The 13691-nt window shown below is 66.7% G+C and carries 8 protein-coding genes; 1 reads left to right on the top strand and 7 read right to left on the bottom strand.

Annotated features, from left to right (window positions below; all coding sequences use genetic code 11):
* Positions 1–194: 194 nt before the first annotated feature.
* Entirely contained in the window at positions 195–1196 is a 1002-nt protein-coding gene (locus ACCQ09_RS09250) for a GlxA family transcriptional regulator (protein WP_050912184.1), read from the bottom strand.
* A gap of 208 nt (positions 1197–1404) precedes the next feature.
* On the opposite strand from ACCQ09_RS09250, the gene ACCQ09_RS09255 reads away from it, so the two are divergent.
* The gene (locus ACCQ09_RS09255; protein WP_029216988.1) at positions 1405–1893 is read left to right on the top strand and encodes an isochorismatase family protein; all 489 of its coding nucleotides are present in this window, start codon (positions 1405–1407) and stop codon (positions 1891–1893) included.
* Between the two features lie 126 nt (positions 1894–2019).
* Here ACCQ09_RS09255 and ACCQ09_RS09260 read toward each other — a convergent pair whose 3' ends face one another.
* The 6 genes from ACCQ09_RS09260 to aptA all read right to left on the bottom strand — a co-directional run bounded on the left by ACCQ09_RS09260 (position 2020) and on the right by aptA (position 13416).
* Complete coding sequence (locus ACCQ09_RS09260) at positions 2020–3450, bottom strand: DHA2 family efflux MFS transporter permease subunit (RefSeq protein ID WP_011037505.1); 1431 nt, start codon at positions 3448–3450, stop codon at positions 2020–2022.
* Positions 3451–3779: 329 nt separating this feature from the next.
* On the bottom strand, positions 3780–4763 hold the full coding sequence (locus tag ACCQ09_RS09265; protein ID WP_011037504.1) for an HD-GYP domain-containing protein: 984 nt from the start codon (positions 4761–4763) through the stop codon (positions 3780–3782).
* 33 nt (positions 4764–4796) lie between these two features.
* Positions 4797–8891, bottom strand: coding sequence for a CHASE domain-containing hybrid sensor histidine kinase/response regulator (locus ACCQ09_RS09270; protein WP_228427823.1), 4095 nt, complete (start codon positions 8889–8891; stop codon positions 4797–4799).
* 155 nt (positions 8892–9046) lie between these two features.
* Complete coding sequence (locus ACCQ09_RS09275) at positions 9047–10351, bottom strand: DUF445 domain-containing protein (protein ID WP_228427822.1); 1305 nt, start codon at positions 10349–10351, stop codon at positions 9047–9049.
* Between the two features lie 604 nt (positions 10352–10955).
* Positions 10956–11810, bottom strand: coding sequence for a hypothetical protein (locus ACCQ09_RS09280; protein WP_016944535.1), 855 nt, complete (start codon positions 11808–11810; stop codon positions 10956–10958).
* Positions 11811–12063: 253 nt separating this feature from the next.
* Positions 12064–13416 (bottom strand): omega-aminotransferase AptA, encoded by a 1353-nt coding sequence (gene aptA, locus ACCQ09_RS09285; RefSeq protein WP_228427821.1) that lies wholly within the window; start codon positions 13414–13416, stop codon positions 12064–12066.
* Positions 13417–13691 lie beyond the last annotated feature (275 nt).

A 13691-nucleotide genomic window follows, 5' to 3' on the forward strand; every position in this document is an offset into this window, starting at 1 on the left:
GATTAGCGTGACCACGCCTGGCAGGAACAACGGCGGCGGCGGTTTACGTGTTGCTGCACCCAGGACGCATTGTCTGCGTGCTCCGCGTCGCCTGACGCTCTGATTTGAAAAGCGCTCGCATGCAGTTGCGGGCGCTTTTTTTTGCGCGTCATCCGTGTCACGCATCGCATCACGCCGCGCAGAACACGCCTAGTTCAAACCCGCGATGATTCCTGCTCAAGCAGGGTGAATCGCTTGCGCCATTCGCGTGGGCTGGTCTGGAACGCCTGGTTGAAGCGTTGCCGGAACGACACCGCGGTTTTGTAACCGGATCGTTCGGCCACCTGCTCGATCGACAGCGCGGTGGATTCGAGCAGATCCTTGGCACGCCGCAGGCGTTCGGCGCCCAGCCATTCACCCACGGTCATGCCGGTGGCCTTGTGGAAGCGGCGGGTGAACGAGCGTCGGCTCATCGCCACACGCTCGGCCAGTGCATCCAGCGCATGATCCTGCTGCAGATCCGCGCGCATGAAGTCCAGCAGCCGGCTCAGTGCCGCATCCTGTGGCGAGGCGGGCACGGGCTGATCGATGTACTGCGCCTGGCCACCGTCGCGATGCGGCGGCAGCACCATCATGCGTGCGATCGCATTGGCCTGGCGCGCGCCACACAGCTTGCGCACCAGATACATGCAGCAATCCAGCGCCGCACCGGTTCCTGCCGAGGTCACGATGCGCTGCTCATCGACGTAAAGCGCATTCATGTCCAGCCGAACGCGCGGAAAGCGGTGGTGGAAATCGGCCTCGGCATGCCAATGCGTCGAAGCCAGCTTTCCATCCAGCAGGCCCGCATAAGCCAGCGCATAGGCACCGTAGCAAAGGCCCACCACGTGCGCGCCGCGCTGAGTCGCCGCGACCAGCGCGGCGCGCAGTGCGGCGCTGGGAGCACGGTCCAGATCGGCCCAGCCGGGAACGATGAGCACCTCCGCCTGATCCAGCAGGCTCAGGTCGCCGTCCGGCGTGACGCCCACTTGGCCTCCGGCCAGCGCGACACGCGTGTCTTCGGCGGCGATGCGCAGCGTAAACAGCGGGCGATCGTCCGGCTGCAGGTCGAAGATCATCATCGGCACCGACAGATGAAAGGGACTGATGCCCGCTGGCGCCACCACCACGACCGAGATCGGCGCAGGGCTAGGAGGGACTGAACGTTGCGCGCGCATGGCCCGATCTCATCGATGTTGGTCTCGCAGGCCAGTATCGGTGCGAGGGTGTCGCCGTCAAGCTGTAGCGGTGGGTTTCGGAAGCGACATCAACCGCTGCATCGGCTGCTTTCGTGCCGCTGCGCATCACCGAGATCCCGTTGCGCCGCTGCACACCGGCGTGTGGCTGGCCACACCCGGCAACACCCTGACATTCGAGGAGCAACACATGAGCACTGCATTGATCGTGGTGGATATCCAGAACGATTACTTCCCCGGTGGCCGTTTCCCGCTCGAGAACAGCGAGCAGGCATTGGCCAGCGCCCTGGAGCACATTGCGCAGGCCAAGCAGGCCGGCCAAGTGGTGATCGGCATCCGGCACACCGCACCGGGCGATGGCCCGCTCCTTGCCGATGGCAGTGTGGGCGCCGAGTTTCACCCGGCGATTGCCGCGGCGCTTGAAGGCTGCACGGTGATCGAGAAGCATCAGGCCGACAGCTTCCTGGGCACTTCGCTCGGACAGACGCTTGCCGGCGCGAATGTTGCAGCGATCCAGCTTGCCGGCATGATGACGCAGCATTGCATCACCCATACCGCGCTGTCGCCGGACGCCGCTGGCTTTGAAGTGGCGATCATCGCCGCGGCCTGCGCGGCGCCAACGGCGGTGATCAGCGATGTTGCGCTGTCCGGCCTGGCGGGGCGTTGCACGGTGCTGTGATCTGAGGTGCTGGTTGCTGCGGCCTGCAGGCGCGCAACCACCGCAGCGTCGCGCGCCTGATCAGCCATCACGCGATGACAGGCGCGCGCTCAGCCAAGTGCAGTGCGTCGCCACGGCGACGCAGGCTCAGGCGCGATGCCCGCTCATTTCCTGCCCGGCATGCTTGTCGAAGCGCACGTGCCACCACGTGGCGCTGAGCGAGATCAGGCTGACCACGCAGAACGCCAGCGAAAAATCGCGTTGCTGCGGCTGCGGGTGATCGCCCGCCAGCATCGCCAGCTTGAGGATCATCGCGCCGGCACACACACCGACCGACAGCATCAATTGCTGCAGCGTGGTGTACAGGCTGCTGGCGCGGCCCATGCGCGCGGCCGGCACGTTTTCGTAGGCGATGGTGTTGTAGGCGGCAAACTGGAACGACATGAACGCCCCGCAGCACAGCAGCAAACCGAACATCAGCGCCGGCGGCCAGTCTGGCCGGAACAGCGCGCACACCATGTAGCCCAGGCTGGCCAGTACGCCGTTGCCGATCAGGCTGTTGCGGTAGCCGAAGCGGCGCAGCAATTGCGGGGTGATGCTGCGCATCAGCAGCGCGCCCAGCGCGGTGGCCAGGATCAGCCGCCCGCTGCGCGCGGCGCTGAAGCCGAAGCTGATCTGGAACAGCAGCGGCAGCAGGAACGGATGCGCGCCCTGGGTAATGCGCATCAGCGCGCCACCGATCACCGACAGCCGGAACGAGTCGATCCGCAGCAGGCTCAGATCCAGCAACGGTGCCGGATGCTGGCGCGCATGCCACAGATAGCCCAGCGCCGTGGCACCACCGATGGCCAGCAGCCAGCTGGCGCGCGGGATGCCATCTTCCTGGCTGACCATTTCCAGCCCGAACAGCAGGCAGCCCAGGGCGGTGCCGCACAGCACGAAGCCGCGCAGATCAAAGCGCGCGGGTGCAGATTCGCTGGGAATGTCCGGAATGAAGCGCCGCACCAGCAAAAAGCCGGTGATGCCGATTGGCACGTTGATGTAGAAGATCCAGCGCCAGTCCAGGTAGGACACGAAGAACCCGCCCAGCGGCGGCCCAAGCATCGGGCCGATGAAGGCCGGCACCAGCGTCCAGGCCATTGCGGACACCAGGTGGCGGCGCTCCACGGTGCGCAGTAGGATCAGCCGCCCGAGCGGGGCCATCATCGCGCCGCCGGCGCCCTGCAGCACCCGCGCGGCCACCATGGTCGGCAGGCTGTCGGCCAGCGAGCACAGGATGGAGCCGCCAATGAATACCCAGATGGAGGCGCTGAACACGCGACGCAGCCCGAAGCGGTCAGCGATCGCGCCGCTGGCCGGGATCAGCACCGCCAGCGCCAGCAGGTAGCTGGTCATGGCGATGCTCATCGCCGGCGCGGCCACGCCGAAATCGCGCGCCAGGGTCGGCAGTGCCGTCGCCAGCACGGTCGCATCCATCTGCTCCATGAAAATGGCGCAGGCCAGGATCAGCGAGATGATGCGGTAATCGGGATAACGCGGCGCCGGCGCCGCGCCGGCCTCGGACACGCTGGAGGACATCGGAGTCTCGGTTGCGGGGCCGCTGCAACAGCACGGTGCGACGGCTGGAGCGGCCCGCGTCGCACGGTGTTGTGCGGCGCAACATGGGCATTGTCCGCCTGCCGGCCAGATGGTTCAAGCACGCAGCGGGCAACATTGCGTGCGCAATGTGGCGCTTTTCAAGCGCCTGCCCGACTAGGCGAGACCGTTGGCCAGCGATCGCCCGAGCTCTCGCCATCTCGCACGACAGACGCACCGCCTGGCGAATCCGAGTGCGCGCTACAGCACCAAAATCAACAACGCCCTGATGGACCCCCCATTCCCGATTCCCAACTCCCGATTCCCATCTCTCAACGCTCCCGATCCCAGGCGTCCTTGATCTGCAGCATCTGCGGCAGGGCATCGCGAAACGCGTGCACCAGGCGCGGCTCCAGTTGCTTCCCGGCCATGCTGTCGAGCTTGCGCATGGCATCTTCCACCGCCCACGGCGCTTTGTAGGCGCGGCGCCCGCACAGTGCATCGAACACATCGGCCACCGCCACGATGCGGGCGGCTTCGGGGATGGCATCGCCCGCCACGCCCTGCGGATAACCGCTGCCGTCCCAGCATTCGTGGTGGTGCAGGGCGATATCGGCAGCCAGCTGGAACAGCGGCCCGCGGCCGTGCCGCAGCAGGTCGTGGCCCACCTGGGGATGCTGGCGCACCACCTCGCGCTCGTGCTCGTCCAGGGTATCGGGCTTGTGCAGGATGCTGCCGGGCACGACGATCTTGCCGGCGTCATGCAGCGGCGCGGCATCTTCCAGCAGCTGTGCCTGCGCGGGTGGCCAGCCGACTTTCTCCGCTAGCAGGCGCGCATAGGCAGCCATGCGCCAGATATGCGCGCCGGTGTCCGCGTCCTGGCCCTGGCCGGCGGTGCCCAGCAGATGGATGGCGTCGCGGTATTGCTGCGCCAGGCGCGCATTTTCGGCCAGGGTCAGATGCGTGGCGATGCGCGCCTTGAGCAAGGCGGCGGAGTAGGGCCGGCTCACGTAATCGGCGGCGCCTGCCTCCAGGCCGGTGCGCTCGTCGTGCTCGGTACTGCGCGAGGTCACGAACAGGATCGGGATGGCGGTGCTGTCCGGGTCCTGCTTGAGTGTGCGCGCCACTGCGTAGCCATCCATGTCCGGCAGTTCCACGTCCAGCAGGATCAGCGCCGGCGCATGCCGCGCCACCGCATCCAGGGCTTCACCGCCGGATTTGGCGAATACCAGTGGATAGTCGTCGCGCAGCAACTGGCGCAGGGTGGCCAGATTGCTGGATTCATCGTCAACGCAGAGCAGGGGACGGGCTGGCATGCGGAATCCTTGCGAACCGGTACGGGGACACGGTCAGCGTGGGTGGTTGGCTTGCCAATCGCGCAGGGTGGCTTCGGCGCGGCGGAAATCGAAGTCGTCCACGGCGCGCTGCAGGTCTTCCTGCAACGGCGGTGGCAGACGTGGGGCACAGATCAGCAGCGCGTGGTCGATCTTGTCGGCATCGTCGCTGCGCAGCGCGTTTTCCAGGATCAGCGCGCTGTCGTCGTCCAAAGCGGCACCGGTTTGCCCGGTGTCTTGCGTGCTGGGGCTGGTCTGCAGGAAGGCGTGGATGGCCGCGGTGGTCTGCGCCATGGTGTCCTTGAGCGCGAGCAATGCGGCGGTCAGGTCATGGCCCTGTTCCACACGCGATTCCAGATCGCCCGACGCGCCGGCCAGGGCGGGCAGGGCCAGCGAACCGGCGGCGCCGCGCAGCTTGTGTGCCAGTGCGCCAATCGCCGGCAGCTCGTTGTTGCGCAGATGCGCGGCGGCGGTCTCGGCCGGGTCGGGGTTGTCGCGCAGCAACTTGAGCAGGTAGCGCTCGTACGGCTCACGCTCGCGCCACAGGCTTTGCGCGCGTGCGGCATCCAGCAGCAGCGGATCGGTGTGCGCCCACTCCGGGCCTGCGGCCGGCGCGCGTTCGTGCGGCAGCGAGGATACCCGCCGGCTGCCGGGCTGCAGGAAGTGCCGGATTGCGGTGACCAGTTCCTCCACGTTGAAGGGCTTGGCGATGAAACCGTTCATGCCTGCTTCCAGCGCTTTTTCCTGCTGCGGTCGGAAGGCACCGGCGGTCAGCGCGATCACCGGCAGGCTGGCCAGCGACGGAATCTGGCGCAGGCGGCGGGTGGCCTCGTAGCCATCCACCACCGGCATCTGCACATCCATCAGCACCAGGTGGAACAGGTCCGGCGCGCGCTTGAGCGTGTTCACCGCCTGCTCGCCGTCGTGGGCCACGGTGACCATGGCGCCTTCGCCTTCGAGGATGCGCTGTGCCACTTCACAGTTGATCTCGCTGTCGTCCACCAGCAGCAGCTGCGCGCCTTCCAGCCGGCGCGCGACGAAGGTTGGCGTCGCTGGGCGTGCGTTGGGGCGCTCGTCGACCAATTGTTCCACCAGCCGATGCAGCGCAGCGCTGGTCACCGGCTTGGTCATCACCGCATCCAGGTCCTGCTGCTCGGGGTGTTGCTCCAGCAGCCGGCGTTCGTAGGCGGTGACCATCACGATCACCGGATGCCGGCCCGGTGTGGCGCGGGCACGCACCTGGCGCGCGATTGCCACGCCGTCGATGTCGGGCATGCGCCAGTCCAGCAGGAAGATGTCGTACGGTTCGGTGGCGTCTTCGATCGCTTGCATCGCGGCCTGGCCGCTGGCCACCGCATCCACCCGCCAGCCCAGCTCGGTAGCGATCCGCACCAGGTTGTTCAAGGCCGCATCGTGGTCGTCGGCAATCAGCACGCGCGGCATGGATTCGGGCGGCAGTAGCGCCGCTTCCTGCTGGGCCTTGGGCGGGTCGGTTCTTTCCAACGTGATGACGAAATAGAACTCGCTGCCACGCCCGGGCACGCTTTCCACTTCCAGCGCGCCGCCCATCAGTTCGATCAAGCGCCGGCTGATGGTGAGACCCAGCCCGCTGCCGCCGTAGCGGCGGCTGGTGGAGGTATCTGCCTGCAGGAACGGCGAGAAGATCAGGCTCTGCTTTTCCTTTGAGATGCCGATGCCGGTGTCGCGTACCGAGAACAGCAGCTTGATCTTGTTGGGGTCGCCACTGGGAAAGCGGCGCACCGACAACACTACTTCGCCTTGTTCGGTGAACTTGATCGCATTGCCGACCAGGTTGACCAGCACCTGGTTGATGCGCAGCGCATCGCCGAGCAGCCAGCGGCATTCGCGCGGCAACGGCTCGACGATCATCTCCACCGGCTTGGCGCTGAGCGAGGAGCGCATCAGGTCGGCGATGTTGTCGAACAATTGATTGAGGTCGAACGGTGCGCGCTCCAGATCGATGCGCCCGGCCTCGATCTTGGAGAAGTCCAGGATGTCGTTGATGATCTCCAGCAGCGACCGTGCCGAGCGGTCGATCTTGGTCACCATGTCCTGCGCGGCGCCCGGCAACTCGCTGCGCTGGAGCAGGTACAGCATGCCCAGGATGGCGTTCATCGGCGTGCGGATTTCATGGCTCATGTTGGCCAGGAAATCCGACTTGGACTGGTTGGCGCTTCTGGCCGCGTCCATTGCCAAGCGCAGCTGTTTTTCGTGCAGTTTCTGCTCGGTGAGATCCACCGCCACGCCCAGGTACCCGATCACCTGGTCGTTGTCGTCGCGCAACGTGCTCAAGGTCAGCAGCACTGGCAGGCGACGGCCGTCCTGGCTGACATAGGTCCATTCGCTGGTGTCGCTGCGGCCGAGGCTGGTGAGCGCAGCGACCGCTTCCAGCGTGCCGGCGACCGGCGTGCCGGTCTGTTCGGCCAGCCGCAGTGCGCGCTCCTGCAGTTCGTCCGCTTCGATGAACTGGCTGGCCTTGCGCCGGCCGATCACATCGTCGGCGCTGTAGCCAAGCAGTTTTTCTGCGGCTGGATTGAACAGGGTGACAAAGCCGCTGGAATCGGTGGCGATGATGGCGTAACCGGCGTGCGCCAGGATCGCGCGTTGCAGCACCGAGAACTGCACCAGCTCGCTGGTGCGTTCGGCCACCTGATGCTCGAGCGAGGCGTTGAGATCGACAATGCGCTGATGCGAGCGCACACGCTCGGAAATGTCGCGGAAGAAATGCGAGTGGCCGCTGACCGCATTGTCGTGCTCGATGATCGGCGCCTTGCTCGCCAGCACGAACACCTGATGCCCGTCGCGGTGGCGCATGGTCTGCGCGGCGGAGAGGGCTGCGACCGGCGGTGCCTCGTCCTGGTCGATCTGCGGCATGGCATAGGGTTGCGGCGACAACAGCGTGGTCAGGTCCTGGCCGATCGCCACATCGGCCGGATAACCGAACATGGCCTCGGCTGCCGGATTCCAGTGCGTGATTTCACCGTCTGGTGTTTCGGCCACGATCGCTTCGCTGGAATGGCTGACCAGGGCGGCCAGTTCCATCTGCTTGCGCAGCACCTCTTCGCGACGCAGGCCGTTACTGAAATACAGCCCGAGCAGCGCGGCCAGCAGAATGGCGGTGCCCAGGACCAGGCTGCCCATCAGCCACGGCGAGTTCTGGTTGAGTGAGCCGATGAAGTGCAGCGTGGGCCGCGCGGTAAGCACCCAGGTGCGGCCATAGATTGGCAGCAGCTGGGTGTGTGCAGCGCGGCGCATGCTTTCTGGCGCGGCAATGCCGCTCCGGTAGAAGGTGTGCTGGGTGTCCTCGCGATCACTCAGGCTAATCGCAACATCATCGCGGTCGCCCAGGGTGCTCTCCAGCATCTGTTTGACGCTGAGTGGCGCGTACGCCCAGCCGGTGGTCGCGTCCATGCGCTGCTGCGGTGTCTGCAGTGGCATGCCTTCGCGGTAGACCGGCAGCAACACCAAAAAGCCGCCTTCGCTGGGAGTCTGGTAGCCCGACAGCGAGACCGGCGAGGTCATGGTCGGCTGGCCGCTGCGCGCGGCTGCGATCGCTGCGATCCGCCGGCGTGGCTCGGACGCAACATCCAACCCTAGCGGGCGGTTACCGGATGACTCCGGTTCGAAATACAGCACGATGAAGCGCTCGCCATCCCACGGCGCCAGCAGCCTGCGCTGAATATCGGGCGCACCGTCAGCGCGTGCGGCATCCAGGAAGGCCGCTTCATCTGCGGCGGCAACGCGATGGATGTAGCCGTAGCCGAGCACGCCTGGAAATTCGCGCGGGTAATCGCGCGAGCGGCTGTAACGGGTGAAGCGATCTCGACTGATCACATCGCTGCCGGCACCGATCACCGCACCGCGCGCGCCGCGCAGGCCATGCTCGAAGGTGTACATGCGCTCGCTGATGTTGCGCGCCAGTACCCGCACCACCAGATCGAAGCGCCGCTCACGCTCCAGCTCGTTATGCCGATGCACCGCGAAGCCGACCAGGAATGCGGCGATCAGGCCTGCGCTCAGCAGCAGGACGGCGCCGATGGAGGCACGGCGTCCGTATTTCCTGCGCAAATCCCAGCGGCCGTGCGGCATGTTTCTTCCTTTGCCTTGCCTGTTGCCTTGCGTCCTACCGCGGTCGACGCGATGCCGGCCTTGCGGTGTGACGCAACGTATCGCAGCAAACCATACACGGCCACCACACGGCTAGTGCATTCACGTGCGTGATGATCACCGCTGCGGTTGCAGCATCAGAACGACAGCCAGATCGACAAGGCGTGCAGCGCAAGTCCGATCAATCCACCCACCAACGTTCCGTTGAAGCGAATGTATTGCAGATCGCGGCCGACCCCCAATTCCAATTGTTCGACGAGGTGACGTTCGTCCCAACTTTTCATCGTCGATGCGATGTGCTCGGTGACCGATGCACGCAGACGCGTGGTGAGTTTGTCGGCTGCATCGAGCATGTGCACGTTGAGTGCGTCGCGCAGCGATGGGTCTTGTGACAGCGACTGGCCGAGCGACTGCATCGAACGCTCCATGTGCGCGGCCATCGAGGAATCTTCCTTCGCCAGATCATTGCGCAGCGCTTCGCGGATCTCGCTCCACAGGCCTTGCACGTATTCCTGCAGGGCAGGGTGCTCGATCGCGCGTTGCTTGAGTTCTTCCACGCGCGCGGCCATTTCCGGCTCCTCGCGCAGGCGGGCGATGTAGGTTTGCAGCCATGCCTCATAGTCGAGCCTGATTGGATGCTCGGGCGTGGTGAGGATGTCCTGCAGTTCGTCGATCGCTGCGCGCGCCATGCGGTCGGCCAGGCTGTCGCCGATCTCTTCGATCGGCTTGACCCAGTTCACCGTGCCCACCAGCTTGGGCCACTCGCGGCGTGCGTAGCGCACGATCAGTGCCGACGTGCGGGTCTTCACCTTCTCTTCGTCCAGCCACTGGCCCAGCCGCAGCAGCACTTCATCGAGCAACTTCTGGTGGCGGCCATCGGTGGTGAGCAAGGCCATCACATCGCCGGCGGTGGCGGCGGCATTCCATTTGCGCAGGCGGTCGACCACGAAGCGCTGGATCGCGCGGCGGACGGCTTCTTCATCCAGCAGGTTCAAGGCCTGCAGCAGCCAGCCGCGCGCCATCTGCGCCAGCATGCGTGCCTGCTCCGGCTTGGACAGCCATTCGCCCAGGCGACTGGCCGGGTCGAACACGCGCAGCTTTTCCATCAGCGCGTCCGGTGCCAGGAACTGATCGCGCACGAAGCCGGCCAGCCCATCGGCCAGCCGCTCCTTGCCGCGCGGCAGGATCGCGGTATGCGGAATCGGCAAGCCCATCGGGCGGCGGAACAGGGCCACCACCGCGAACCAGTCGGCAAGCGCGCCGACGGTGGCCGCTTCGCAGAATGCCGATACCCAGGCCCAGATGCCGTGTTCGCCCATCAGGTGGCTGATGACGAAGCCGGCGAACATGGCCAGCAACAGGGCCACTGCCAGCAGTTTCATGCGCTGCAGCTGTGCGCGGCGGGGATCGATCGAACGGGTGTCGCTGACGCGTGGTTCCATCCGCGAAGTGTACCCAGTCGGGATGCGAGGGCATGTCCACGCTGTGTGGTGGCGGTAGGGGCGCACCCGGGCACGAGGGCATGCCCGGCAAAGCCCGTCGCGCCGGGGGGCGCTCCTACGGTGTGTCGCGCGTTTCAGCGGCCTGAGCGACCTTGGTCTCTCAAAGCCCCCGTACCGACGTAGGAGCGCCCTTGGGCGCGAGAGGCGTTACCGTGCGTGCCCTCGCGCCCAAGGGCGCTCCTACGGGATTACGGTGTCTTGAGCGCTCGCGCGGCTGAGCTGCAGGTGCTCCAACAGCGAGTGCAACACAGGCACTACGTCCTCCCAGAGCACGCGTGATTTACGTAGGAGCGCCCTTGGGCGCGATGAGGCGTTACCGGGAATGCCCTCGCGCCCGAGGGCGCTCCTACGGGATTGCGGTGTCCTACGCGCTCGCGCGGCTGAGCTGCAGGTGCTCCACCAGCGCGTGCAACACGGGCACTACGTTCTCTCATAGCACGCGTGACTTACGTAGGAGCGCCCTTGGGCGCGATGGGGCCTTACCGGGAATGCCCTCGCGCCAAAGGGCGCTCCTACGGGAGGCCGGAGACCTGCCGCCACGGCCTCAGCCGCGCAGCCGCTCCAGCTGCGCCTGCAGCGCGGCGACCTTGGTCTGCAGGGCGGCGTTCTCGTTTTCCAGTTCGGTGACGCGCCGTTGCAACGCCTTGACGTCGCGGCGTTCGGCTTCGCCGCCTTCGGCCTCGTCCGGCTTGGGCTTGCGCTTGGCGTCGCGCACCCGCTTGGCGGCCTGCTTCAGCTCGGCCTTGCCGGCCTGGGCGGCGGCGCGCTGCTCGTCTTCGGACAAGGTGGCCACCGCGGCGGCGGCGCTGATCGAAATCTCACCGGCCCTGACCGCCTGCACCACTTCCGGCGCGGCCTGCTTGTGGATGCGCTCGATCATGGTCACCTGGTTGCTGCTCAGGCGTGCTTCGCGTGCCAGCTCGGCGCGGCTGACTGGCGTGGAGGTCTCCTCCCACGGCGGGCTGTCCAGCGCTTCGGCCGGGCGCGCTGCGGCGTCGGAGGTATCGACGCTCAGCTCGGCATCGCTTGCCTCCGGGGGGCTGCCGGCGGCATCGGCATCGCGCTGGCTGCGCTGGCGGGCCGCCAGGATCTCGCGCTTGCGCAGCGCCAGCACGCCGCGCTGGAAGTCCGACACGCTGCGCCGGCCCAGGTGCTGCTCGATCATCCATAGATGCACGTCCTGCATCGACTGGAAGTGCGGATTCTGCACAGTCTGGAACGGCAAACCGTGCTTCTGGCAGATGCCGTAGCGGTTGTGCCCATCCACCAGCACCTCGCCCCAGAGCACCAGCGCATCGCGGCAGCCTTCGGCCAGCAGGCTGCGCTCCAGCGCCTCGTGCTCGTCGGGCGTCAGCGGGTCGATGTAGGCCTTGAGTTCTTCTTTGACAACGATGTTCATGCGGCAACTGCGGGAGGAGCGGGGCCGGCATTGTAGTGAGCCTGCCCCGGCTTTGCGCGCTTGACGTGGCGCCCGTTGGCATGACACGCGGGCGCCTGTTGCCGGGTCTTAATTGCTCGCAGTAAGGAGCGTAGCGGCACGGGACGTCGCCGTGTGGCGGGCAGGGCGGCCGGCCATGGCGCGGCCCGGTGACACACTGGCCAGCCAGCGCGTCGGCACGCCAATGCGAGCGGCCGCTCGCACTGCAAGGCCTTTAGTCCACCTTGCGCAGGATCGCGGCCAGCGTCTCCACCATTTGTCCGATCTGGTCGGGGGTGACGATCAACGGCGGCGACAACGCAATGACATCGCCGGTGACACGCACCAGCAGGCCGCCCTCGTGGAAGCAGCGTTCGAACACCTCGTAACCGCGCGCCCCCGGGGCACCCTCGCGCGGCGCCAGTTCGATCGCACCAATCAGCCCGATGTTGCGGATGTCGATGACGTGCGGCAGTCCGCGCAGGCTGTGCAACGCCTCCTCCCACTGCGGCCCCAGCGTGATCGCCCGCGTGAACAGCTGTTCTTCGGCGTAGGTGTCCAGCGTGGCCAGGGCTGCGGCGCAGGCCAGCGGATGTCCGGAATAGGTGTAGCCATGGAACAGCTCGATCGCCGCCTGCGGCCCATGCATGAAGCCATCGTGGATCGCATCGGCCACCAGCACCGCGCCCATCGGCACCGTGCCGCTGGTCAGGCCCTTGGCGGCGGTGATCAGGTCCGGGGTCACCCCGAAGCGCTGCGCGGCGAAGGCCTCGCCCACGCGCCCGAAGCCGGTGATCACCTCGTCGAACACCAGCACGATGCCGTGGCGGTCGCAGATGGCGCGCAGCCGCTGCAGATAGCCCTCCGGCGGCAGGATCACCCCGGCCGAGCCGGACACCGGTTCGACGAACACCGCGGCGATGGTGGAGGCGTCGTGCAGGGTGATCAGCCGTTCCAGGTCGTCGGCCAGCTCCACCCCGAAGGCGGGCAGGCCGCGGGAATACGCATTGCGCTGCAGATCCAGCGTGTGCCGTAGATGATCGGTGCCGGCCAGCAGCGGGCCGAACCATTTACGGTTATTGGGCAGCCCGCCGATCGACATCCCGCCGAAGCCCACCCCGTGGTAGGCCTTCTCGCGGCCGATGAAGCGGGTGCGCTGGCCCTCGCCGCGCAGGCGGTGAAAGGCCAGCACGATCTTCATCGCGCTATCCACGGCTTCCGTCCCGGAGTTGGTGAAGAACACATGGCCCAGGCCCGGCGGGGCCAACGCGGCCAGCCGTTCGGCCAGGGCGAACGGCAGCGGTGAGCCCATCTGGAAGGTGGGCGCAAAATCCAGCGTGCCGGCCTGCGCGCGGATCGCGGCCACGATGCGCTCGCGCGCATGGCCGGCGTTGCAACACCACAGCCCCGCGGTGCCATCCAGGATCTGCCGGCCCTCCACGTCGCGGTAATACATGCCTGCGGCCGAGGCCAGCAGGCGCGGGCGCGCCTTGAACTGCCGGTTGGCCGTGAACGGCATCCAGAACGCCTCCATCGCCGCCGGTGTCTGCATCGCGTGGGCGGCATCGCTCGAAGGGTGGTCGTGCATCGCAGACTCCGGGGCGGGGATGGGCCGACTCTACGGCAGCAGCTGCGTCATCTGGAACCGCAGCGGCGCGCACCTGGCGCACCCGGGCCGCGTGGCGGCCGTACGCCTAATCCATAGGGACTAGTCAATTAGTCGCAGCGTCGGCCGCTAACCTCAAGGAACGCTTGCGTGCGGCCGCGCGCGGCAGGTTTTTGAGACGCTTTGGCGCGCTGTAAAGCGTTGCAAACCGGTGGTGATCGTCGATGATGCGCGAGACGACCACCAGACGGACCCAA

It is taken from the genome of Xanthomonas sp. NCPPB 2586 (assembly GCF_041475775.2).
GTDB lineage: Bacteria > Pseudomonadota > Gammaproteobacteria > Xanthomonadales > Xanthomonadaceae > Xanthomonas > Xanthomonas campestris.

Excerpts from the sequence above, each read along its gene's own strand:
- ACCQ09_RS09255 (WP_029216988.1), top strand. The coding sequence starts at position 1,405 with ATGAGCACTGCATTGATCGTGGTGGATATCCAGAACGATTACTTCCCC.
- ACCQ09_RS09270 (WP_228427823.1), bottom strand. The coding sequence starts at position 8,891 with ATGCCGCACGGCCGCTGGGATTTGCGCAGGAAATACGGACGCCGTGCC.
- ACCQ09_RS09275 (WP_228427822.1), bottom strand. The coding sequence starts at position 10,351 with ATGGAACCACGCGTCAGCGACACCCGTTCGATCGATCCCCGCCGCGCA.
- ACCQ09_RS09260 (WP_011037505.1), bottom strand. The coding sequence starts at position 3,450 with ATGTCCTCCAGCGTGTCCGAGGCCGGCGCGGCGCCGGCGCCGCGTTAT.
- ACCQ09_RS09250 (WP_050912184.1), bottom strand. The coding sequence starts at position 1,196 with ATGCGCGCGCAACGTTCAGTCCCTCCTAGCCCTGCGCCGATCTCGGTC.
- aptA (WP_228427821.1), bottom strand. The coding sequence starts at position 13,416 with ATGCACGACCACCCTTCGAGCGATGCCGCCCACGCGATGCAGACACCG.
- ACCQ09_RS09265 (WP_011037504.1), bottom strand. The coding sequence starts at position 4,763 with ATGCCAGCCCGTCCCCTGCTCTGCGTTGACGATGAATCCAGCAATCTG.
- ACCQ09_RS09280 (WP_016944535.1), bottom strand. The coding sequence starts at position 11,810 with ATGAACATCGTTGTCAAAGAAGAACTCAAGGCCTACATCGACCCGCTG.